Here is a 24,608-nt window from a genome sequence, read left to right as displayed (position 1 = left end):
AATTATTAAATACAAAATTATAGAATATAACGGGCAGTATCTTCGTTATCTACAATCTCATCCAGTTTTTCTTCAACTAAATCTTTAGATACAATTATCTTTTCACCCTTTTTCTCATCTGCATCAAAAGAAATATCTTCAATAACTTTTTCAATAACAGTATGAAGACGTCTAGCACCAATATCTTCAGTCATTTCATTTGCTGTAACTGAATATTTAGCAAAAGCTCTTATTGCGCTATCATCAAATTCTAAGTCTACTTCTTCAACAGCTAATAATGCTTCATATTGCTTCAATAATGAATTTTTAGTATTTGTTAAAATTTTATATAAAGCTTCTTCATCTAATGATTCTAATTCAACTCTTAAAGGAAACCTTCCTTGAAGTTCTGGCAATAAATCACTTGGTTTGGATACATGAAATGCACCAGCTGCTATAAATAAGATATGATCAGTTTTAACTTGACCAAATTTAGTTTGAACGCTACTACCTTCAACAATTGGAAGTAAATCTCTTTGAACGCCCTCTTTACTTGGGTCTTGATTCTGATTTGTTTTACCTGATGCAATTTTATCAATTTCATCTAAGAATATAATTCCACCATTTTGGGCTCTTTTAACAGCTTCAATTTTAATAGCTTCTTCATCTAAAAGTGAAGAACTAGCTTCATCTCTTAATAAAACTTTCGCATCTTTGATACTTACCTCTTTTTTGATTTTATCTTTATTAAGACCACCTAACATTTTATTTAGGCTTTCTTGCATTGAGCTCATATCCATTGGCATATTTGAATCTAAAATCTCTACATGAGCTTTTTTAGGAACTTCTATTTCAATTTTCTTATCATCTAGTGAGCCATCTAAAAGTTTCTTTTCCATAACATTATAAGTTTTAATAAAAGATTCTTTTGCATTTTCACTTGCAGTTTCAGGAAGTGGTGGAACTAAAATTTCAATAATTTTCTTATGGACTTCATCTTGAATTTTATCTTTAATTTTATCTTCATATTCACGTGTTACTATATTAATTGATTCATATACTAAATCTCTAATCATAGATTCAACATCACGACCTACGAATCCTACTTCTGTGTATTTACTAGCTTCAACTTTTACAAAAGGTAAAGACATCATTTTTGCAAGTCGTCTTGCAATTTCAGTCTTACCAATACCAGTACTACCAATCATTAGAATGTTTTTAGGCATTATCTCTTCTTGTAAAACTGGTTCTACTTTCATTCTTCTATATCTATTTCTTAAAGCTAATGCAATTGTTTTTTTAGCATTATTTTGCCCAATAATATAATCATCTAAGTATGCAACAATTTGCTTTGGTGTTAAATCCATACTTTTTTAATCCTCTAATTTTAATAATTTAATATTTTGATTTGTATAAATACAAAGTTCACCGGCAATCATTAGTGATTCTTTTACTACAGCTTCTTCATCTAAATCTGAATGCTTTGCAAGTGCCCTAGCAGCAGAAATTGCAAAATTCCCACCTGAACCAATTGAAGCAATACATCCATCTTCAGGTTCAACTACATCACCATTTCCACTTAAAATAAAAATATGATCTTTATTAAGTACAATCATCATAGCTTCTAAACGTCTTAGAACCTTATCTTTTCTCCACTCTTTAGAAAATGCAATAACAGCTTTTAATAAATCACCTTTTGTTGATTCTAAATGAGTTTCAAACATATCATAAAGATTAAAGGCATCAGCAGTACTTCCAGCAAAACCTGAAAGAATTTGATCTTTATAAAGTTTTCTAATTTTTGTAGCATTACCTTTTAAAACTGTATTACCAAAAGTAACTTGTCCATCACCTCCAATTACAGCTTTATCTTTACCCTTATATGCAAGTATAGTAGTAGCGTCAAACATCTAACTATTCTCCAATAATAATAACTTCAAGTTTAGCATGAATTGCATGACCTAATTTACAATCAACTTCAAATGTACCTTCTGCTTTAATTTTTTTATCTAAAGAAAGATTCTTTTTATCAAGTTCAATACTAAATTGATTCTTTAATTCTTCTGCAATTTCTTTATTAGTAACTGAACCAATTAAATGTCCATTTGCACCAATTTTGTGTTTGATAGTAAGTTTAGTTGAGTTTAATTTTTCTGCTAATTCATTTGCGCTTGCAATTTCTTCAGCTTCTTTTGCTTCTTTTCTTTTTTGCTCAGCTTTATATTTTGCTAATACTTCATTTGTTGCATGTAATGCTAAACCTTTTCCAATTAGAAAGTTTTTTCCATATCCGTCTTTAACTTCTTTAACTTCTCCAGCTTTTCCTGTACCTTGTACGTCTTTAATTAATAAAACTTTCATATTTTCTCCATGTATATAAATATTTTGTATATTACTATAATTTGAATTATCAGCAGTTTAACTTAATGATTAATTATAATTTTAAATATATTATTATCATCAATATACTCATATTCAAACTCATAATTATGCATATTCAAGATAGATTTAACAATATAAAGTCCTAGACCCATTCCATGGTTTTTAGACTCAACATCATTATGAAAGGGCTTAAAATATTCATTGATGTCTTTTTGTAGTTTAACTCCCTTTGAAATAAAGATAATTTCATTCTCATTTTGTTTAATTTTCACTTTTCCATCACTTGAATATCTTAAAGCATTATCAATAAGATTTTTAAATACCATTGACATCAAAGATAAATCAGCTTTTACCTTTTTTTCTTCTTCTAAATTTAAAGATATTTTGTCATTACTATTTTCTAATAATAATGATTTAAAAGCATCATCAAAAATCAATGATAATGAAATGATTTGCTTAGTGATTTTATAATTTTGAGAAACAACTTGTTCTACTTTTGAAAAATCATTGATTAAAAAATCAAGTCTTTTAAAAATATTTACCATTCTTCCTTTTTGTTTCTCATCATCAATTAATTCACTAACAATTCGTCCTTTTGCAATAGGAGTTTTAAGTTCATGCATTATTGTTCGTAAAAACAATTGTCTAGAGTTAAGTAATAATTCAATTTTTCTCACTGCTTTATCAAATTCATTTGATACATCAGCAATTTCATCTTTTTTATCACTTTTACAGTTTATTGATAAATTACCTTGAGAGAAACTTGTAATATTTGTTTTTAAATCTTTTAAAGGTTGTAAGCTTCTAATTAACCAAATATATAAAGAAATCAAAAGTAGTAATAAAAAAACAAAAATAATATAAGAATAATTTGAAAATGAGTACATATTTAAATCTTTAAACAATACTTGAGTGAAAGGTGTTTTAATATGAAAGTACAAAATATCTTTATATTCTAATAAATCATATTCTCTTTTCATTATAATTGAATTACTATTTTCCAATACTTCTTTTGGCTTTTCTACAATTTCAAAAGGCAAACTTTTCATATGATTTATTAAATCATATTTATCCATTCTATGTTCTTTTAAATATTTTGTAATATTTTCATAATATCTTTCGACAACAACATATTTTCGTTTCTTTTCATAATCAATATAAAAAAAGAACAAAGCAATTAAAATAGATATAGAAATAAGAAAAACAAGAGATATTTTACTAGTTATTGAGTTTAAATTCATTGTACTAACTTATAGCCTAAATTACGAATCGAAAATAAGTATTTAGGATTTTTAGAATTATCATTTAATTTACTACGTAATCTTCCTATAATTACATCTAAACTCTTACTATAACTATCACTTAAACTTGAACATTGATTTACGATTTGTTCTCTTGAGACAATTGCATTTTTATTTTCAATTAATGAACTTAAAACCTCATATTCAGCTTGCGTTAAAATAAGTTCGTCATTTTTAAAAGTGATTTCTTGTTTTATTTTATTTAAAATGAAATTACTTTTTTCTTCTTCTGGTTTATTATTCTTATTAATTCGTCTTAGTAAGCTTTGTATAACTGCATACATCTCTTTTGGATCATAAGGTTTAGGTAAATAATAATCAGCACCAGTTTGCAGTCCCATAATCTTATCAGTAATATCAGCTCTAGCACTTGAAATAATAATAGGAATATCATATTTTGATGATATTTCCTTACAAACGTCAAGACCATCCATACCAGGAAGAGTTAAGTCTAAAATTAATAAATCATAAGAAGAAATCCCAGCACTAAGTCCTAAATAAGGATCTTCATAATTTGTAATTTTTATATTATATTTTTCTAAATATTCACCTAAAAAAACTGAAAACTCAGGATCATCTTTAATCATTAAAATATTAGTCATTAAATATCCTCATTTTATTTATAAATAGTATATATCACTATAATTAATATTAGTTAAATATAAAGTAAATGAAAGTAAATACAGATATACCTTGATATAGTAATTAACTTGCTATATCAAGGGTATTAGGCAAATTTTGTCTAATGTTCCTTTTTTTAACGTAATTATTTAAACCTATATGATTGTTATATCCTAATAGTTTTGCAATTTTTCTAACAGAAAGACCAACAGAAAGCAATTCTTCGATTTTATCTCTTTGTTTATCAAACTTAGATTTTTGTATTGTTCCAACTGGTTTACCTAAACTAACACCTGAAAGTTTTTTAGCAGTAAGAGCTTCTTTTGTTCTTAAACTCATAAGGTCTTTTTCTAAATTAATAGTCATAGAAATCATGCCTAAAATCATTTGAGTTAACATATCTTTATCGTCTACTAATTCTAAGTTTTGATTAACTACTAATATTTTTATTTTATTAGATAAAAGAAATTTTACAATCTCTAAAATTGTTTCAATTGTTCTTCCAAATACGTTCAAATCAGAAACAATAATTGTAGAGTTTTTTTCACAATTTCTAAGTAATTCTAGGATGTTTTTTTCATCACTTGGCATACTAATATCTATTTCAATATTTTTGTATATATCAATTTTATGTTTATTAACATAATTATCTAATATATCTTTTTGTTCCTGTGTATACTTCTCATTATTTTTGTTTAATCTAAGATATGTAAAAACATTTGACATGATTTATTCCTTAACATAAAGTATATTTTTAATATATAAGAAAACATAGTGTTTATTTATATATATTTAAATATTATACATAATGTTATCAAGATACAAATTAAAATAAGCTTAAAAATTAATCAAATTAATGATATATCTTACTTTTAAATAGTATGTATTTACACATATACTTATACAATTTGAATTAAAAGCCATTTTTGGATAATATCTTTTTTCATATAGAAAATAAAAAAGGTATCTTATGAAAATTACTGTAGCAATATCAGGAGCTAGTGGTGCTAGTTTAGGACTTAATTTTGTTAAAAAAATTCCTTCAAATATTGAAGTTTTTGTAGTGCTTTCAAAGAGTGCAAAAATTGCATTAAAATTAGAAAATGGAATTTCTGTAAAAAAAACTTTTGAAGATTATAAAAATGTAACAATATTTCAAGACTCCAATATAGCAGCACCCATTGCATCTGGTTCTTTTGAGGTAGATAAGATGATAGTGATTCCTTGTTCAATGAATACACTTGCAAAATGTTCTGTTGGAATTTCTGATTCACTAATTACAAGAGCCTTTACAGTAATGCTAAAAGAAAACAGAGATATTGTTTTAGCTCCTAGAGAAATGCCTTTTAATTCAATTGCATTAGAAAATATGTTAAAATTATCTAAACTTGGAGTAACGATAGCTCCTCCTATTCTTGGATACTATTCAAGCCAACAAACCTTAGAAGAAATGGAAAATTTTTTAATAGGAAAATGGTTTGATTTATTAAAAATTGACAATAATTTATATAAAAGATGGAAATAAAAATGCCTAGAAATATTACAGAAAGACAATCTCATCAAAAAGCGATATATAGTGGGACTTTTGACCCAATTACGAATGGACACTTAGATATTATTTCAAGAGCTGCAAATATATTTGATGAAGTAATTATAGCAGTTGCACAAAGTGAATTAAAAGGGCCTATGTTCTCTCATGAAAAAAGAGTAGAATTTGTAAATGCAGCAACGCATCATCTTCCAAATGTTCGAGTTGAAGGTTTTGATACATTGCTTGTAGACCTTGCAACCCAGTTAAATGTGAACACTATCATTAGAGGTTTACGAGCAGTTTCTGATTTTGAGTTCGAACTGCAAATGGGTTATGCAAATGCTTCAATAAACGATAAAATCGAAACAGTATACCTAATGCCTACACTTGAAAATGCTTTTGTTTCATCTACAATTGTAAGAGAAATTATAAGATTTGATGGTAAATTTCAGCATCTAGTACCTAAAGAAGTTTTAAAATGTATGTAGTTGTCGAAGGTATTGATACAGCAGGAAAATCAACACAATTAGAACTTTTACAAAAGAAACATCAAAATGCAATTTTTACAAAAGAACCAGGTGGTACAAATATTGGAATAAAACTTAGGCAAATGGCTTTAAATGGGGAAGCAAAATCAAAAATTGCTGAAATGTTCTTATTCTTAGCAGATCGAGCTGAACATATTGAAGAAGTAATAGTAACAAATAAAGAAAAAACTGTTATTTCAGATAGATCTATGATTTCAGGTATTGCATATGCATCATTGTTTCCTTTAGAAAAAATGATTGAACTAAATTTATTAGCTACAAATAATATTTTACCTACACATGTAATTTTATTAGAGTTAAGTCCACAAGAGCTTAAATATAGACTATCGCAAAAAGAAAATGATGCTATTGAGCTTAGAGGTATTGATTATTTGATCAATATACAAAATAGAATGAAACAAACAATAACAAAATTAGGCATTAATCATATTTTTATTGATGCTTCTTTAAAAATTGAAGAAATAGAAAAACAAATAGAGGATTTTTTAAATGAGTAAACAAGAAAACAAGGGCACTATTCAAAGTCTTAGAGGAATGAAAGATATTGTAAATGAAGAAAGTACATTATTTACATATTTTGTTGATAATGCCTCTGCTATTGCAAAAAAATATGGATTTTCTTATATGGAAACACCAATTTTAGAAGAAACAGCTTTATTTAAAAGATCAGTAGGTGAGAGTTCTGATATTGTTAACAAAGAAATGTATAATTTTACAGATAAAGGTGAACACGAAGTTTGCCTAAGACCAGAGGGAACAGCAGGTGTTGTAAGACATTTTGTTGAAAAAAAACTTGACCGTGCTGGGGGAACTCAAAGATGGTATTATTATGGTCCAATGTTTAGATATGAAAGACCTCAAAAAGGAAGATTAAGAGAATTTCATCAGTTTGGTTGTGAAGTATTTGGTATAGATTCAGTTTATGAAGATGCAAATATTATAATGATGATAAAAGATATTCTTGACTTCTTTAAAATTGGCTTTAAATTACAGTTAAACTCCCTAGGAGACCTTAATTGCATGCCTCAATACAAAGAAAATCTTGTACAACATTTAACTGGCTTTAAAGATGAACTATGTGAGGATTGTCAAAAAAGAATAACTACAAATCCAATTAGAGTGCTTGATTGTAAAAATGAATCATGCCAAGCAAAATTAGTAAATGCTCCTAAAATTACTCATAACTTATGTGAGTCTTGTAATACTGATTTTGAAAAGTTAAAAGAAATTTTAGAATTTAATGGCGTTGAATTTGAAGTTGATACTAACTTAGTACGAGGTTTAGACTACTATTCTAAAACTGCTTTTGAATTTGTATCAAATGAAATTGGTGCGCAAAGTGCTATTGCTGGTGGAGGTAGATACGATAGACTTGTAGAATTCCTTGGAGGTCGTCCTACACCTGGAATTGGTTTTGCTATTGGAATTGAAAGATTATTAGAACTTGTAAAAATGCAAGAATCAAAAGAAGATATTGTTTATATTGGTGCTTTAGATGAAGCTTCATTGAACACTGTATTAAAAACTGCTAATTCTAAAAGAAAAACTACAAAAACAATTATAGAATATACTCCAAGAGGTTTTGGTAAGCATTTTAAGCTTGCAGAAAAATCAGGTGCAAACATAGTTGCATTAATTGGAGAAAAAGAGCTTCTTGAGCAGACGATATATGTTAAAAATATAGAAACAAGAGAAGAAAAAACTATTAAAATAGAGGAATTCTAGATTGAATAATTATGGAATTAATATTTGGAGTGATGACAACTTCATAATTGAAAATGGAGAAGCAAAAATAAATTATGCTTCAAAACCATCTTTAATATCAATAGTAAAAGAAGTAAGAGAACAAGACTTTAAAGGTCCTTTACTTTTACGATTTCCACATATAACAAATAAGCAAATAAATACCTTATATTCAACTTTTAATGACTGTATAAAAGAGTATAAATATAATGGAAGTTTTAATGCAGTTTTCCCTTTAAAGGTAAATCAACTGCCAATGTTTGTTAAACCTCTTATACAAAATGGTAAAGAATTTAATTATGGCTTAGAAGCTGGAAGCAAAGCTGAACTTATCATTGCAATGTCATATAATAACCTTAATTCCCCTATAACAGTTAACGGTTTTAAAGATAAAGAAATGATTCACTTAGGATTTATTGCTAAAGAAAAAGGCCATAATATAACACTTATTATTGAAGGTCTTAATGAATTGGAAACAATAATAGAGGTTCAAAAAGAAACTTCTTTGTCTTGTCCTAATATTGGATTAAGAGTTAGACTTCACAGTGGAGGTAGTGGAATTTGGGCAAAAAGTGGTGGTATTAATTCTAAGTTTGGATTAACTTCAACAGAGATACTTCAAGCCTATAGATTAATAGCAAAAAACAATATGAGTGAATATCTTACAATGATTCATTTTCATATTGGTTCTGCTATGAATTCTATTAAACCTTTGAAGAAAGCATTAAGAGAAGCTGGACATATTTATGCTGAACTTAAAAACTTAGGTGCTAGTAGTTTAAACAATATTAATATTGGTGGAGGTTTAGCTGTTGAATATTCTGCTTATGAAAGAAGTAGATTTTATTCATTAAGAGAATTTGCAAGTGATGTAATCTTTACATTGAAAGATATTGCAAAACAAAAAGGTGTTGATGAACCAAATATTTTCACTGAATCAGGAAGATTTATATCTGCAGCTTCAACAGTTTTAATTGCTCCAGTTTTAGAATTATTTTCATCTGAACATAATATAAAAGATTTAAATCTAAAAAAAGATAATCCTCCCTTAATTACAGAATTAAATGCACTATTTAAACATATGACTAAGAAAACATCTTATGAATATATGCATGATGCAATTGATCATATGGAATCCTTATTAACTCTATTTGATTTAGGTTATATTGATTTACAAGATAGATCAAATGCAGAAGTTCTAGTTCACCAGATTATAAAAAAAGCTATATCTCAACTTGAAGTTGAAGATTATGAAGAATTAAAGAAACTTGATGAAAATATTCAAGAAAAATATCTAATAAATTTTTCTATCTTCCAATCACTTCCTGATTACTGGGGAATAGATCAAGAGTTTCCAATAATGCCATTAACACATCTTGATAAAAAACCAACAAGATCTGCATCTTTATGGGATATCACATGTGATAGTGATGGAGAGCTTCCGTTTGATTCAAAAAAACCTTTGTATTTACATGATGTTGATCTTAATAAAGAAGATTATTTTCTAGGTTTTTTTAATGTTGGCGCATATCAAGATACTTTAGGGATGAAACATAATTTGTTTTCTCATCCAACTGAAGTAAATGTAGTGTTTAAAGATGGAGTTGTAATGTTTGATGAAATTAATGAATCTCAAACAATTATGGATATTTTAGAAGATATTGATTATGATCCAAGTGATATTAAAAAAAGACTTAAAGAAAATTTAGATATAAACACATACAAAATACTAGAGAAATATTTAAATGATAATTCTTACTTAAAAACAATTTGGAGTTATAATGACTAAAGAAAACAGTTCTGAAAAAGAAATAGACAGTAATAAAGAAATTAATAAAAATAAAATATCATTTTTTAAACAAATAAAAGAAGACTTTAATGTACCGAAATTAAATGACCCTGCATTAGAATCAAACCTAGAGCTTTTCTTTAACTACCCAGGTGTTTGGGCTATAATGAGTCATAGAGTTACAAATAAACTATATTTAAAAGGCTGGAAAAGAACAGCTAGAGTTTTAGGTGGAATTACTTCACTATTTACAAAAACAGATATACATCCAGCAGCAACTATAGGACGACGTGTATTTATTGACCATGCTATTGGTGTAGTTATTGGAGCAACTACAATAATTGAAGATGATGTACTTATATATCAAGGTGTAACACTAGGTGGTGTTAGCTTAGATAAAGGAAAACGACATCCTACTATTAAATCAAACTCGGTAATAGGAAGTGGTGCAAAAGTTTTAGGAAATATTACTATTGGAAAAAACTCAAAAATTGGAGCAAACTCTGTAGTAGTTTGTGATGTTCCTAAGAACTCAACAGCAGTTGGAGTTCCAGCAAAAATTCTTAAAAGAGATAATAAAAATTGTAAATTGGCACATGCAGATTTACCTGATATTAATAAAGAGATGTTTAAATATTTAATTGAAAGAATTCATGTTTTAGAAACTGCATTAAAAGAAGAAGATGGAATTGATGTAAGCCAAAAAGATAAAAAACTTGAAGAAGATTATAATAAATTCATTAATGCAATGAATTCAATAAGAAAATAAAATTTTAAAATGTATGATTTAGCTGCTTTTGGAATTATAACTGGTTTTATATCAGGATTCTTTGGTGTTGGTGGAGGTTTGATTTTAGTGCCAATGCTTTTAGTATCTGGATTTATAATGAAAGAAGCTGTTGCTATTTCTATTATGCAGATGGTATTTTCATCAATATATGGTTCATTTCTAAACTCTAAAAAAGCAACAGGAGTTCTAAAAGATGGAATAATCATTGGAATTGGTGGTTTTGTTGGAGGTTTACAAAGTGGATATATTGTAACAAACGTCTCTAATGAAATACTTCAATATGTATTTATTGTAATACTTGTTTATTCTATTATAAAAATATTTATAACTCCAGCTGAACATGACTGCGATCAAAAATCAAAAAGTAAAGTGACTTTATTTATTATTGGTTTCTTTACAGGACTAGTTGCTATGAGTATTGGTGTAGGTGGTTCTGTGATATTAACACCTATTTTAGTAGGTTTTTTAAAATATGATTTAAAAGCAGCAACAGCACTTGGATTATTCTTTGTAATTTTTTCTTCAATTGCTGGGTTTACTTCACTTTCATTAAGTGGACACATGCTTTTTACACAAGGTGCTATTGTAGGTGTTTGTTCATTAATAGGTGTTTATTTTGGAATTATGCTAAAAAATAAAGTTCATTCAAACTCATATAAAAAATATATTTTACTTCTAAATACTCTAATTTTAATAACTATGCTTTACAAAACTTTTTAATTGTAATCATTTTGTAATTGATGTAATTTATAATTACGCATAGACATAATAAAAAAAGATTACGCGAACAATCTTTTATCTTCTTTCAAATACAACTGCAATTGTATTTGAAACTTGTCTTTATTTTAAATTATCTTTTAAAAGATATTCAACTGCCCCACCCTTTTTATAATATTCAACTTCTAAACTATTTTCTAATTTTGATTGAAAAGTAATAACTCTTACCTCATCATTTTTTACAATTTTTATATCAATTTTATCATTTGCTTTTATTCTATTTATATCAATACTTAGAAGTTCATTACCTTCTAATTTTAAAGAGTCAATATCATCTTCAATAAATTCTAAAGGTAGAATACCAACTTTTACTAAATTATTCTTGTATCTATTAGAAAAAGATTTTGCAATAACAATTTTTACACCTAAAAGCTTTAAACCTTTTACTGACCAATCATTAATTTTTCCAAGTCCAAATCTATTTCCAGCAATTACTACTAAAGGAGTTTGATTCTCTTTCATTTTAAGACTAAAATCATACATAGTCATAATTTCACCACTTATAAAATCTTTTGTGTATCCACCTACTTTTGGATAGACTATTCTATTTTTCAATTTTAAATTAGAAAGAATTGATCTTATCATTACATAAGCATTTGCATGTCTATTTTCATAAGTATTAAACTCATCAGGTCTAAGACCAAGTGATTTAAGATATAAAGCACAAGGAGAGTAAGAACTAATATTTCCAAGAGGAGATAAATCTTCTGTGTTTATATTATCATCTAGTAAAGCTAATATCTTTGCATTTGAAATATTTATACTCTCTTTATTTTTAATATTAAAACTATCTATTTTATTAACATAAGTAGCATTTTTTTCATAATCATAATTTAAAGACTCACTTGTTTTAATATCCTTCCATTTTTCATCACCAGTTAATACATCTGTATATAACTCTTTATATATAGAAAAATCTAATTTCTCTATATATTCATTAACTTCATGCATACTAGGCCAAATATCACTTAAGTATATATCTTGAACCAAACTTTCTTTTGTTATTTCAAAATTTGTATTTCCTTTTAGAGAGTAAGCTATTACTAAAGCAGGTGACATCATCCAATTTAATTTAATTAAGTTACTAAGCTTATTATCTTTAATTCTTTTACTATTACTTACACAAACTACATTCAAATTAAATTTTTCAATATCTAAAGCAATACTCTCACTTATAGTAATTTCATCTTTATCAATAATTTTAAAATTAAGCTTTTCTAGATATTTTAGTAAATCAAGTTTTTCTAAATATTGTTTTTGCACTAAAGAATCAAAAACAATAAACTTACTAATATCTTTGTTTATAAATATTCCAAAATCACTGGCTTTCTTTGCAATAAGACAAGCTTGTATTAATAAAGAGATACTCTTTTCAGTAGACATATCTATAAGTGATAAAACAATTTGATTGTCTTGTACAAACTTACCTTTTTTAAAGGTTTTTAATTTTGCAGATAAATCTTTTATAAAAATTTCTTCTTCAATTGTTTTTAAAAGAATTGTAATAGGTTTAAGTGTCGATAAATCAAGCTTAATACTTTCATCATATTTTATATTTGAAAAGCCTTGGTATAAATCTTGTTTCTCATAATACATTTTGATTAATGAAGCATCGACACCTCTTGTTTTTTCTATATAAGAAATTGTATTATTATCAATAGGGAAATAACCACATAATCCTTTACACTCAATTACTAAATTAGAAAACAACACTCTATCTTCAATAGATATGTTTTTTAAACCATCTCCGTAAAACTCAACAATTTTTCCATTAATGTTTTTGTTTATTAAAATGGTTTTTAAATTTTGTATTACATCTTTAAAACTAAGACCTTGTGAGAGTGAACCTTTAATTTCAATACCTATAACATTAGGAAAATCAAAAGTAACATAAGAGTCAAAAATTGTACTTTGCAATTGTAATCTTCCAACATTAAGTCCCAAAACACCTAAAGAATTAATAACAGTACTATGTTCATCTGTTCCACATAAAACTTCAGGAAAAAGAAAAACTTTGTTATTGATACTACTTAAGCTTATCATTGTCGATAAATATTCTAAATTTATTTGAGTATTGTTTATATTGGGAGGAATTATGGATATATTTTTATATTTATTGGCTACATACTTTAAGAAAGTATATCTTTCTTTATTCTTTTTTTCATTTTTGTCTATATCTTCATCAAGGTTATCTACAATAACATCAATCATGACTTTTGGCTGTATTAATTTGCTAGATAAATTTTTAATATTAAAGTAATCATTTATGCTATCAAAGTCTACAAGTAAAGGAACAGAGTTCAATTCATTTAAAACTATTCGATTACAAATAAATTTTATTTGACTTAAAGAGCTTCTATTTGCGAAAATATTAAGAACATCATCTATTTTATTTTCATCTGTATTTCTAATATTTTGTTCTAGTAATATTTTTAAAGTATAAGGTAAGTTTCGTAATTTTGGAGAAGCTTCAAATATTTTTTTTAAATCACAATAATTGTAGCTATTACTATTAAACTCAAAACTATTTACAAATTTATTCAAAATTAATTCTTTCTACTGTTTTAATTTTCTATTAATTAAAAAGTATCTAAATAAACTTTAATTATTAATTATTTAAATAGACTTTTTATATAAAACATAGATGTATTAAGCCATGTATAAAATTTATTTCTCTTATTATTTGTTAAATACTCATAAATATCTTTATGTCCAAATAAAGAAGCAAAAGTAATTGGTGTTGTTCCCATTCCATTATTGGCATATTTATTTGCACCATTTTCTACAAGTATTTTTACAATATTTAAATACCCTTTAAAACAAACACCAGCAAGTGGTGTTTGTCCTCTATCATTTCTCTTATCAATTGAAGCATTATTTTGTATTAAGTAAGTTACTACCTCTTCTTGATTATTATAAGAAGCTAACATTAATAAAGTATTACCTTTTGTATCACACAAATCAATATTTAATCCTGCATCAATCATTTTTGATAATTCAAAAACATTTCCATGTCTTGCAAAATCTAATGCCATTTCTTGTAGTTGTAAATATCTTTGTTCTTCATCTTGAGTAATTGAAATCATATTTTTTGTCCTTATATTCCTAAAGCTTTTTTTACACCACTTGCGTAAGCAGGTGTTACTTTTTCAAAGTGTGCCAATTGTCTATTTATAATCTCCATAGGTACTCCATCCATTGAAGCTGCTATATTTGAAAATAGTTGTTCTTTTTGCGATTCATTCATTAAATTAAATAAATCTTTAACTTGTGAGTAATTGTCATTGTCAATGTTATGATCATATCTGTTAGCATCACCATAAATTTTTAAATCAGGTTCTGCATAACTTGAGTCTTCAACTGCTCCACCAAAACTATTAGGTTCATAATAAGCATTTGTAACTTCTTTTTTCTCATAATTCATAGAACCAGCTGTGTGATAAGTATTTACTTCATTAATAGGTCTATTTACAGGTAAATTTTCATAATGAGTCCCTACTCTATATCTATGCGCATCTGGGTATGAAAAAATTCTAGCTTGTAGCATTTTATCAGGTGAGAAACCAATTCCAGGAACTACATTAGAAGGAGAGAATGATGCTTGTTCAACTTCATTAAAGTAATTCTTTGGGTTTTCATTTAAAGTCATAACTCCTACATCAATTAATGGATAATCACTATGAGGCCAAACTTTTGTTAAATCGAAAGGATTAAATTTGAAATTTAAAGCTTGTTCTTCTGTCATAATCTGGATTTTTACATCCCATTGTGGAAAATTAGATTCTTCAATATTTTCATATAAATCTCTTTGATTACTTTCTCTATCATTTGCAACAATCGCTGCTGCTTCTTCATTTGTTAAAGTTTGTATTCCTTGTTTTGTTTTAAAATGAAACTTAACCCAATATCTTTCATTTTTATCATTTACTAAACTATATGTATGTGAGCCATACCCATTTACATGTCTATAACTTTTAGGAATTCCACGATCTGACATTAAAATTGTCACTTGATGTAATGATTCAGGGCTTAATGACCAAAAATCCCAAGCTGCAGTGTTTGAACGTAAATTACTTGCTGGATGTCTTTTTTGAGTGTGAATAAAATCAGGAAACTTTTGAGGATCTCTAATAAAGAAAACAGGAGTATTATTACCAACTAAATCCCAATTTCCTTCTTTAGTATAAAATTTTAATGCAAAACCTCTTACATCTCTTTCTGCATCTGCCGCTCCTGCTTCACCTGCAACAGTTGAAAATCTTAATAATAGTTTTGTTTTTTCACCTTTTTGCAATACTTTTGCTTTTGTAAATTCTGATATATCATTTGTTATCTCTAATTCTCCAAAAGCAGCACTACCATTAGCATGAACAACTCTTTCTGGAATTCTTTCTCTATTTTGATGTGCAAGTTTTTCAATTAATTGATAATCTTGCATTAATACAGGACCTCTTTGTCCTGCTGTAATTGAGTTTTGGTTATCACTAATTGGATTACCTGCTGTTGTAGTCATAATTTTTTTCATTCTTTCTCCTTGTGGATAATTTTTTTCTGTTGAGAAAGTTTATTAGTATTTTACTTAAATAGAACTTAATTTATAAAGGAAATTAATTATCCTTTGATATTTTTAATATTTTTAATAAACAATTAGCAAACACTATATTATAATATGAGCTTCAAAAATTTAAAGGCTATATAATTATGACAGATACTATTAAAATATTTAATGCAAAAGAAAATAACTTAAAAAATATTAATTTAGAAATACCAAAAAATAAACTTATTGTATTTACAGGATTATCAGGATCTGGTAAATCAACTCTTGCTTTTGATACTTTATACGCAGAAGGTCAAAGAAGATACATAGAATCACTATCTGCTTATGCAAGACAGTTCTTAGACAAGGTTGGAAAACCTGATGTTGAAAGAATTGAAGGTTTAACACCTGCTATTGCAATTGATCAAAAAACAACATCTAAAAACCCGCGTTCAACTGTTGGAACAATTACAGAAGTTTATGATTACCTAAGATTATTATATGCAAGAATTGGAAAACAACATTGTCATAAATGTGGGGAACCAATTTCGCAAATGAGTGCTTCTGATGTAATTTCTCAAGTTTTAACACTTCCTGAAAACTCAAAAATTGTAATATTAGCACCATTAATTAATAGAAAAAAAGGTACTTTTGTTGATTTACTTGAATCTTTGAGAGGTAAAGGTTATGTGAGAGCTATGATTGATGGAGTTATGGTTAGACTTGATGAAGAAATAGAACTTGGTAAATCAAAAATGCATACAATCAAAGTAGTAATTGACAGAGTTGTTGTAAAAGAAGAAAACAAAGAAAGAATTGCACAAGATGTTGAAAAAGGTTTAAAAGAAAGTTTTGGAGAATTAGAAATTGAAATTTTAAATCATGAAGATGTTGGAGTTGAAAAACATATTCATTACTCTGAGCATATGGCTTGTTTTGATTGTAAAATCTCTTTTGAACCACTAGAGCCATTATCATTTTCATTTAATTCACCAAAAGGTGCATGTTCATCATGTGATGGTTTAGGTATTAGATATGCTCTTGATATGAAAAAAGTAATTAATGAAGAATTGCCAATTGAAGAAGGAGCTGTAAGAGTAATATACGGCTTTAACAAAGGTTTTTACTTTAAAATGCTTACTGCTTTTTGTCAAGCAGCAGATATTGATACTACAATCCCCTTTAAAGAATTACCAGAACATCAAAGAAAAGCAATACTTCATGGTGGAATTGAAGAAGCTAAATTTGTATGGAAAAAACATTCACTAAAAAGAAAATGGGAAGGTGTTGTAAAAATTGCCTATGACATGATAAAAGATGAAAAAGAGATGGCTGAGTATATGACTGAAAAAGCCTGCTCTGATTGTAATGGAAATAGATTAAAACCCTCTTCTCAAAGTGTATTTGTAGCAAATAAAACTATTGGTGATATTTTAAATGTTCCAATTGAAGATGCACACTCTTTTTTCCAAGATGAAAAAAACTTCAAATATCTTTCAGAACAAGGGCAATTAATTGCAAAACCAATTTTAAAAGAAGTAAAAGAGAGAGTTTATTTTTTATATGATGTAGGACTAGGATATATTACATTAGGACGTGATGCTAGAACTATTTCAGGAGGAGAAGCACAAAGAATTAGAGTTGCTTCTCAAATAGGTTCTGGACTTACAGGTGTTATGTATGTTCTTGATGAACCTTCAATTGGTTTACATGAAAGAGATACAAGTAAACTTATTAAAACTTTACGAGCACTGCAGGAAAAAGGTAATACTGTAATTGTAGTTGAGCATGATAAGGAAACAATTGAAGCAGCAGATTATATTGTTGATATTGGTCCAAAAGCTGGAAAATATGGAGGAGAAATTGTTTTTGATGGAACGCTTGATAAAATGTACAAAGCAAAAACATTAACTGCAAAATATTTAACAGGTGAAAAGAAAATCGATTATGTTCACAATCGTCCTCAAGAAGAGTTTATTGAAATAAAAAATGTAAGTATTAATAATATCAAAGACTTAGATGTACGAATTCCATTAAAGAACCTTTGTGCAATTACGGGTGTTTCAGGAAGTGGAAAATCTTCACTTATATTACAAACTCTTTTACCAGTTGCAAAAGAACTTTTAAATCATGCCAGAAAAGTTAAAAAAGTTGATGGTGTAGAAATTGCAGGTTTAGAAAAACTTGATAAAGTAATCTATCTAGATCAAAGTCCAATAGGAAGAACTCCTCGATCAAATCCAGCAACATATACAGGATTAATGGATGAATTAAGACTTTTATTTTCTAAAACAAAAGAAGCAGAAATAAGAGGTTATAAAATAGGACGTTTCTCTTTTAATGTAAAAGGCGGACGTTGTGAAAAATGTCAAGGTGAAGGTGAAATCAAAATTGAAATGCACTTCTTACCAGATATTATGGTTAAATGTGATGATTGTCAGGGGCAAAGATATAATGCACAAACATTAGAGATTTTATACAAAGGAAAAAGTATTTCTGATGTATTAAATATGAGCGTTGATGAAGCAGTAGAATTCTTTGTTAAAATTCCAAAGATACATGCAAAACTTCAAACATTAAGTGATGTAGGACTTGGATATATTACTCTTGGTCAAAATGCTATTACACTTTCAGGTGGGGAAGCACAAAGAATTAAACTAAGTAAAGAGTTAAGTAAAAAAGATACAGGAAATACTTTATATATTTTAGATGAACCTACAACTGGACTTCATTTTGCAGATGTTGATAGACTTACAAAAGTTTTACATCATTTAGTTGATTTAGGAAACTCTGTACTTGTAATTGAGCATAATTTAGATGTTGTTAAAAACTCTGATTGGGTTATTGATATGGGTCCTGAGGGTGGAAATAAAGGTGGTTTATTAGTTGATGAGGGAACACCTGAACAATTAGCAGCAAATCATAAAAAATCAGGTTCACATACTGGTTATTATTTAAATAAAGAGATAAATCAATAATGTATGATAAAACAAAATTTACACAAAATTTAGCAATTGATAGATTTATTTTTGCAGTAGAAAATAATTTTTTCGTGGAAGCACATGAGTTATTAGAAGATGACTGGAATTTATATAAGAAGCAAGGTGAAAAGAAAAAGGCTTTAGTTTTAAAAGGTCTTATTAACGGAGCTACTGCTTTAGCCTTATATTTTGAGAAAAAAAGACCTGCTGGATATGAAAAAGTTTGGCCTGTATTTTATAAGTACGTGCCCTTACTTGATGAAGTAGATTTAGATAATAAAGATAGATTTTATTTTGCAAAAGAATTATTAATTGAAAAAAATAAACTTGTTAATAATTAAAATAATATGAAATGTGCTATAATATATTTGAATATAAAAAAGGCAAAATTTAAATGAATAAATTAATATTATTTTTTCTACTTTTAATAAATGTTTCAATAGCAAATGAAGCCTTTGACTACATAAAATTAACACCTAAAGAAGAAGCTTTCTTACGTAATACTGAAATAAAAGTAATCACCTCTAATACTTGGGCACCTATAAATATGTATAATGATGAAAATCAATTAGCAGGAATTGCTATTGATTTTTGGAATATCATAAAACAAAGAGCAGGTATTAAATCTGAAACAGTAACAGCTAAGAATTGGAATCATGTTTTAGAATCTATTAAAAATAAAGAGGCTGATATTACAATTGGAACCTCTTTTGACAGAAACAAACTAAAATATGCAAATTTCACTAACTCATATATTTCTTTTCCAATTGCTTTTGCTACATTATTTGATAAAAGATTTATTCCTAATGCTTCATTTTTAGAAGGTAAGAAAGTAGCAGTAGGAGAAAATTACAGTGCTCATAATATATTAAAAGAACATTATCCTAAAATTGATTTTGTATTAGTTAAAAATACTCAAGAAGCCCTTGAATTATTAAGTGCAGGAAAAGTAGAAGCTGCAGTTGATATTCTTCCAACAATTGCACATTTAATTTCTGTTAATGGATATTACAATCTTAAAATATCAGGAACAAGTGAATATGATGTTCATGTATCTTTTATGATTAGAAAAGATTACAAAGAATTACAATCAATAATAAATAAACATATTGCACTAATAACACCAGAAGACAAAAAAAATATTATAAGACAGTGGTTAACAGTAAAATTTGATAAAACCTTTGTAGGTTATGAATATTTATTCCAAATACTTGTTTTAATTGTTCTAATAGGTTTATTCTATGCCTTTAAACAAAAAGATTTAAAGAAATATAATGAAGAATTGAAAAAACTTTCTATTACAGACAGATTAACACAACTTTATAATAGAAGAAAGATTGATGAACTTTTAAATGAAGTTAAAAATAAAAAGTTTTCATTAATACTTTTAGATATTGACCATTTTAAAGAAATAAATGATATTCATGGACATTTAGAAGGAGACAAAGTTTTAGTTGAAATCTCAAACCTTTTAAAAAATAGTTTAAATCAAAATGATGAAATTGGAAGATGGGGTGGAGAAGAATTTTTAATAATCTGTAAAAATACAAGTGAAAAAGAAGCTTATATAATTGCAAGTAGACTAAAAAAAGCAATCGAAGATCATGATTTCAAAATTAGAAAAATTACTGCATCTTTTGGGGTTAGTGAAGCTAGTAAAAATTTAGATATTAAAAATATTTTAGCAAAAGCAGATGATGCTCTTTATAAAGCTAAACAGCAAGGAAGAAACCAAGTAGTGACTGCTTCAAGCTTATAGTAATTAATTTAAACTCATTAAATAAGTTTTTAATTTCATCATATCTTCAGTAGGATATTGATTCTCAGCACTTCCTCTTGTAGCTTTAACAAAAAAGTCTTTTGAAGAGTCATTAAATCCAAAATTTGTATTTGTAATTACTACTTCATAATTTTGTTTTATTGATTCACTTGTTGTTTTTTCAACATTTGCAACTGAATCGCTAGCTATAAATTCTTCTTTTTGAATTTCTTTTAATTTTGCATCTTGATTTAATTGTGAACTAGTATTAATTGCTTGTACTTGTTGTGCTTGTAGAAGTTTGTTATCACTAAACTGATCGATATTTGCTACTAAACCGTATTCCATACTAAGCTCCTTTTTCTAATTAATCATTTATATAGCATATTATACATTATTTTTAAATATTTTGTCAAAAAAATTATATTATTAAGTTTTTTTTGATATTATTAGCCATCAATTTTCAAAAAATGAAGGAGTCCTTATTGGAATATAATTCCCCGAGGTGTATATTAATTAAAAGTGAGAATAAATGGAAATTTTAATCTTACTATTTGTTGCAGTTATTGGAGTATCTTTTTTATGTTCTGTTCTAGAATCAATTTTACTTTCTACAAATCTATCTTATATATCTGTACTTGAAAAGAATGATCAAGGCGCAGGACAATTACTAAAAAAATTAAAAACTGATATTGATGTATCAATTGCTTCAATTTTAATATTAAATACAATCGCAAACACTTTAGGTGCTACTGCTATTGGAGTTCAAGCGCAAAATGTGTTTGAAGGTGATAAAACACTAGTAATGGTGGTTTCAATTATCTTGACATTTATGATTTTATTTTTTGCAGAAATTATTCCAAAAACAATTGGAGCAGTTTACTGGAAACAATTAGCACCACTTGCAGCAAGAATCATTAATATATTTATATTTATTACATATCCAATTATTATAATTACGCAATTTGTAACAAGAAAAATTGGATCAGATAATAGTGACACAATTTCGAGAGAAGAATTAATTCACTCTACTTTATTAAGTGAAGAAGAAGGTGTTATTGGAGATTTAGAATCTGATATTATCGAAAATACACTTACTTTAAATAATATGAAAGTAAGAGAGATATTAACTCCAAGATCTGTAATGTATGCAATTGATAAAAATACACCTATTAAGGATGTTATTGAAGATAAGAGAACTTTCAAGTTTTCTAGAGTTCCAGTTTTTGAAGGAACAATTGATAATATAATTGGGATTGTTTTAACAAAGCAGTTATTTAAGCAAGCGCTAATAGATCAAAGTGTTTCTGTTGGTTCTATTATGAAAGATGTAATTCCCTTAAATGAGAATATACCTGTATCAAAAGCTCTTAATATGTTTATTCAGAAAAAAGAACATATGTTTATAGTTTATGATTCTTATGATCAAACAGAAGGTATTGTTACACTTGAAGATTGTATTGAAACATTACTTGGTTTAGAAATCATGGATGAATCAGATACAACAGCAGATATGAGAAGACTTGCTTTAAATAAAATGAAAGCAAAAAGAAAAGAAAAAGAAAGAGGAATTTAAATGAGTTTAAAAAACACGATTATTAGTATTTTTATTGTATTTGTAGTTGCACTTATGTTAAGTGGAGAAGAAGAAACAAAAGGTGCTCCTTGGGGATATAATGAAGACTTAGGACCAAAAGAGTGGGCAAATCTTGATGATAAATATAGAATGTGTGAAGATGGATTAAATCAATCTCCAATCAATATTACAAATACTATTGATGCTGTATTAAATCCTTTAACATTTGAAGGTAATGCAAAAGCTAGTACATTTGAAAATAATGGTCATTCGGTTAAAGTTAGTTTTTCAGGTTCAAGTTCATTAAATATTGATAATGAAAAATACTATTTAAAACAAATACATTTTCATACACCAAGTGAAAATCAAATCAATGGAAAATCATTTCCAATGGAAGGACATTTAGTTCATTCAAATAGCGCTGGAAATCTTGCAGTTGTAGGTGTTATGTTTGAAGTTGGTGCTGATAATATGGTTATAAATAAATTATTAAGAAATTTACCTGAGAATAAAGATGATAAAAATACTCTTAAATCAGAAATATTAGGATATGACTTATTACCAGAAATTAAAGATTACTATAGATTTAGTGGTTCATTAACAACTCCTCCTTGTACAGAAGGTGTTAAATGGTTTATATTAAAAGATACAGTTTCTATTTCAAAAAGTCAATTAGCTGACTTTGATGCTGTTATGCCTACAAATAATAGACCTATTCAAGATATTAATTCTAGATTAATCTTAGACTAACAAAAACAAAAATATATACAGATTTAATCTGTATATATTCCTTCAAAAAAGAACTTAATACACAATTATCTTACTATTTTTATGTTATAATCTTTTTAATTATAAATTAAAACAGGAGAATATATGAGTTTACTATCTTTCGCAATTGATGCAGGTAAAAAATTACTTGGATTAGGAAATGATGAAGAAAATATCAAAAAAGAAATTGAAGAAAACAGTTCAACAATGCCAATTGATGGACTTGCTGTTAAAATAGATGGTGATACAATTGTATTATCAGGAGATGCAGATGCCAATTCAAAAGCAAAAGCTGCTTTAATTGCTGGAAATATCAAAGGAATTAAAGAAGTAACTTTTGAAGGTGCTAATCCTGAAGACCAATATTATGAAATTAAGTCAGGTGATAACTTATCAAAAATATCAAAACAATTCTATGGAAGTTCAAACCATTATAATGCAATTTTTGAAGCAAATAAAGAAGTTATTAAAAATATGAACTTGATCTACCCTGGTCAAATGATTAGAATCCCAAAAATATAATAAAGGCTTAAAATGAATATTTTAGACACAATATTAAAAAATGGTTTAGATGAAAATATATTAGGTGCAATTTCTGCAAAAACAGGAATTGATACAAATTCAATTCAAGATATCGTTTCTCAAGTAGCACCACAGTTAGTTGATGGTGCAAAACAAAACTTAGCAAGTACAAATGATTCTTCAAATTTAATTGATATGATTTCTAATACTGATTTAGATTCATTAAAAAATAATCCAGAAGCTATTGATAGTTCTGATAATAGTAATATGTTAGGAGAACTATTCTCTTCACTTAATACAAATGAAGGTGATGTTGCAAATGAGTTAAGTGCAAAAAGTGGAGTTGATTCTTCATCAATTGCTTCACTTTTACCAATGTTAGCGCCACTTGTAATGGGAGCTTTAAACCAAAAAACTAATTTAAGCTCTACTGATACATCTAACACAAACGATATTACATCAATGCTTACAAACTTTATTGACCAAGACAATGATGGTTCTGTAGTAGATGATTTAATGGGAATGGCTAAAAAGTTCTTTTAAATAAGAAATTTTTAAATTATTTTTAACTAGAATGTATCTAATTAAAATTTTAAGGAAAACAATATGACTATTAACTTAAGAAAAAGTGAAGCAAAAGAACCTTTCTCATTTATTTTTGTAAATGCTGAAGGTAAAACAATTGTAAAAAGTGAAAACTATGCTCAAAAAGCAAGTGCTAAAAATGGTATTGAATCAGTTAAGAAAAACTGTCAAGAAGATGCAAGATACGAATTTAAAGAATCTACAAATGGTAAGTTTTTCTTTAATATTAAATCTACAAATGGTCAAGTTGTTGGAACAAGTGCTTTATTTGCAAGTGAAGATGAAAGATCAGCTGCAATTACAGAACTAAAAGCAGATTCAGCTAATGCAGAAGTTACTGAATAACAATTAAAAAAAGAAATTAATTATTCAAAGATCAAGTGAATGTCTCCTTTAGGCATTCACTTTTTTTTTGCTAT

25 protein-coding genes are annotated in these 24,608 nt (G+C 27.1%); 15 read left to right on the top strand and 10 right to left on the bottom strand.

The genetic code is table 11. The annotated features are described in order from the left end of the window. Positions 1-17: 17 nt before the first annotated feature. The 6 genes from hslU to D3Z07_RS01410 form a co-directional block, all read right to left on the bottom strand. Complete coding sequence (gene hslU / locus D3Z07_RS01435) at positions 18-1,346, bottom strand: ATP-dependent protease ATPase subunit HslU (protein ID WP_122892884.1); 1,329 nt, start codon at positions 1,344-1,346, stop codon at positions 18-20. 6 nt (positions 1,347-1,352) lie between these two features. Further along, complete coding sequence (hslV, locus tag D3Z07_RS01430) at positions 1,353-1,889, bottom strand: ATP-dependent protease subunit HslV (protein WP_076087178.1); 537 nt, start codon at positions 1,887-1,889, stop codon at positions 1,353-1,355. 4 nt (positions 1,890-1,893) lie between these two features. Beyond that, entirely contained in the window at positions 1,894-2,340 is a 447-nt protein-coding gene (gene rplI / locus D3Z07_RS01425; protein WP_122892883.1) for a 50S ribosomal protein L9, read from the bottom strand. Positions 2,341-2,402: 62 nt separating this feature from the next. Next, positions 2,403-3,602 carry an ArsS family sensor histidine kinase gene (locus tag D3Z07_RS01420; RefSeq protein ID WP_122892882.1) on the bottom strand — a complete coding sequence of 400 codons (1,200 nt, stop codon included), beginning with the start codon at positions 3,600-3,602 and terminating at the stop codon, positions 2,403-2,405. Beyond that, complete coding sequence (locus tag D3Z07_RS01415; RefSeq protein WP_122892881.1) at positions 3,599-4,264, bottom strand: response regulator transcription factor; 666 nt, start codon at positions 4,262-4,264, stop codon at positions 3,599-3,601. The genes D3Z07_RS01420 and D3Z07_RS01415 overlap by 4 nt, the downstream gene beginning before the upstream one ends. A gap of 103 nt (positions 4,265-4,367) precedes the next feature. Next, entirely contained in the window at positions 4,368-5,009 is a 642-nt protein-coding gene (locus tag D3Z07_RS01410) for a recombinase family protein (protein ID WP_076087186.1), read from the bottom strand. A 244-nt stretch (positions 5,010-5,253) separates the two neighbouring features. Here D3Z07_RS01410 and D3Z07_RS01405 point away from each other — a divergent pair, with 244 nt between their 5' ends. The 7 genes from D3Z07_RS01405 to D3Z07_RS01375 are packed head-to-tail and all read left to right on the top strand — an operon-like array spanning position 5,254 to position 11,404. Continuing rightward, positions 5,254-5,808: a UbiX family flavin prenyltransferase gene (locus D3Z07_RS01405; RefSeq protein ID WP_076087188.1), complete on the top strand. Its 555-nt coding sequence runs from the start codon at positions 5,254-5,256 to the stop codon at positions 5,806-5,808. Between the two features lie 2 nt (positions 5,809-5,810). Further along, positions 5,811-6,302, top strand: coding sequence for a pantetheine-phosphate adenylyltransferase (gene coaD / locus D3Z07_RS01400; protein ID WP_076087191.1), 492 nt, complete (start codon positions 5,811-5,813; stop codon positions 6,300-6,302). After that, positions 6,293-6,859, top strand: a complete 567-nt coding sequence (gene tmk / locus D3Z07_RS01395) for a dTMP kinase (protein WP_076087193.1) — start codon at positions 6,293-6,295, stop codon at positions 6,857-6,859. The genes coaD and tmk overlap by 10 nt, the downstream gene beginning before the upstream one ends. Continuing rightward, positions 6,852-8,087, top strand: coding sequence for a histidine--tRNA ligase (gene hisS, locus D3Z07_RS01390; protein WP_076087195.1), 1,236 nt, complete (start codon positions 6,852-6,854; stop codon positions 8,085-8,087). The genes tmk and hisS overlap by 8 nt, the downstream gene beginning before the upstream one ends. A gap of 1 nt (position 8,088) precedes the next feature. Beyond that, positions 8,089-9,894, top strand: a complete 1,806-nt coding sequence (speA, locus tag D3Z07_RS01385; protein WP_122892880.1) for a biosynthetic arginine decarboxylase — start codon at positions 8,089-8,091, stop codon at positions 9,892-9,894. Next, on the top strand, positions 9,887-10,663 hold the full coding sequence (cysE, locus tag D3Z07_RS01380; RefSeq protein ID WP_122892879.1) for a serine O-acetyltransferase: 777 nt from the start codon (positions 9,887-9,889) through the stop codon (positions 10,661-10,663). The genes speA and cysE overlap by 8 nt, the downstream gene beginning before the upstream one ends. A 9-nt stretch (positions 10,664-10,672) precedes the next feature. Beyond that, positions 10,673-11,404: a sulfite exporter TauE/SafE family protein gene (locus D3Z07_RS01375; RefSeq protein ID WP_076087198.1), complete on the top strand. Its 732-nt coding sequence runs from the start codon at positions 10,673-10,675 to the stop codon at positions 11,402-11,404. Between the two features lie 120 nt (positions 11,405-11,524). Here D3Z07_RS01375 and D3Z07_RS01370 read toward each other — a convergent pair whose 3' ends face one another. From D3Z07_RS01370 to D3Z07_RS01360, 3 genes are all read right to left on the bottom strand, one after another. Beyond that, positions 11,525-14,005 (bottom strand): aconitase family protein, encoded by a 2,481-nt coding sequence (locus D3Z07_RS01370; RefSeq protein ID WP_122892878.1) that lies wholly within the window; start codon positions 14,003-14,005, stop codon positions 11,525-11,527. Positions 14,006-14,073: 68 nt separating this feature from the next. Next, complete coding sequence (locus D3Z07_RS01365) at positions 14,074-14,547, bottom strand: ankyrin repeat domain-containing protein (RefSeq protein WP_076087203.1); 474 nt, start codon at positions 14,545-14,547, stop codon at positions 14,074-14,076. A gap of 11 nt (positions 14,548-14,558) precedes the next feature. Then, on the bottom strand, positions 14,559-15,986 hold the full coding sequence (locus tag D3Z07_RS01360) for a catalase (RefSeq protein WP_122892877.1): 1,428 nt from the start codon (positions 15,984-15,986) through the stop codon (positions 14,559-14,561). Positions 15,987-16,162: 176 nt separating this feature from the next. On the opposite strand from D3Z07_RS01360, the gene uvrA reads away from it, so the two are divergent. Genes uvrA through D3Z07_RS01345 form a run of 3 tightly spaced genes read left to right on the top strand, consistent with a single transcriptional unit; the run spans position 16,163 to position 20,738 of the window. After that, entirely contained in the window at positions 16,163-18,976 is a 2,814-nt protein-coding gene (uvrA, locus tag D3Z07_RS01355; protein WP_076087207.1) for an excinuclease ABC subunit UvrA, read from the top strand. After that, on the top strand, positions 18,976-19,320 hold the full coding sequence (locus tag D3Z07_RS01350) for a DUF309 domain-containing protein (RefSeq protein WP_122892876.1): 345 nt from the start codon (positions 18,976-18,978) through the stop codon (positions 19,318-19,320). Before uvrA ends, D3Z07_RS01350 begins: the two co-directional genes overlap by 1 nt. Positions 19,321-19,373: 53 nt before the next feature. Further along, positions 19,374-20,738, top strand: coding sequence for a transporter substrate-binding domain-containing diguanylate cyclase (locus tag D3Z07_RS01345; protein WP_076087211.1), 1,365 nt, complete (start codon positions 19,374-19,376; stop codon positions 20,736-20,738). A 3-nt stretch (positions 20,739-20,741) separates the two neighbouring features. On the opposite strand, the gene D3Z07_RS01340 is transcribed toward D3Z07_RS01345, so the two are convergent. Next, positions 20,742-21,086: a hypothetical protein gene (locus D3Z07_RS01340; protein WP_076087213.1), complete on the bottom strand. Its 345-nt coding sequence runs from the start codon at positions 21,084-21,086 to the stop codon at positions 20,742-20,744. Positions 21,087-21,270: 184 nt separating this feature from the next. Here D3Z07_RS01340 and D3Z07_RS01335 point away from each other — a divergent pair, with 184 nt between their 5' ends. From D3Z07_RS01335 to D3Z07_RS01315, 5 genes are all read left to right on the top strand, one after another. Further along, the gene (locus tag D3Z07_RS01335) at positions 21,271-22,314 is read left to right on the top strand and encodes a CNNM domain-containing protein (RefSeq protein WP_076087215.1); all 1,044 of its coding nucleotides are present in this window, start codon (positions 21,271-21,273) and stop codon (positions 22,312-22,314) included. Then, on the top strand, positions 22,315-23,064 hold the full coding sequence (locus D3Z07_RS01330; RefSeq protein WP_083657213.1) for a carbonic anhydrase: 750 nt from the start codon (positions 22,315-22,317) through the stop codon (positions 23,062-23,064). Between the two features lie 123 nt (positions 23,065-23,187). After that, entirely contained in the window at positions 23,188-23,604 is a 417-nt protein-coding gene (locus tag D3Z07_RS01325; protein WP_122892875.1) for a LysM peptidoglycan-binding domain-containing protein, read from the top strand. Between the two features lie 12 nt (positions 23,605-23,616). After that, positions 23,617-24,147 carry a DUF937 domain-containing protein gene (locus D3Z07_RS01320; protein WP_076087219.1) on the top strand — a complete coding sequence of 177 codons (531 nt, stop codon included), beginning with the start codon at positions 23,617-23,619 and terminating at the stop codon, positions 24,145-24,147. Between the two features lie 63 nt (positions 24,148-24,210). Beyond that, positions 24,211-24,534: a YegP family protein gene (locus tag D3Z07_RS01315; protein ID WP_076087221.1), complete on the top strand. Its 324-nt coding sequence runs from the start codon at positions 24,211-24,213 to the stop codon at positions 24,532-24,534. Positions 24,535-24,608 lie beyond the last annotated feature (74 nt).

It is taken from the genome of Arcobacter peruensis, from assembly GCF_003711085.1.
GTDB classification, from domain to species: Bacteria; Campylobacterota; Campylobacteria; order Campylobacterales; family Arcobacteraceae; genus Poseidonibacter; species Poseidonibacter parvus.
The sequence above is the reverse complement of the archived record's forward strand: the minus strand, read 5'-3'. Positions and strand labels throughout refer to the sequence as shown.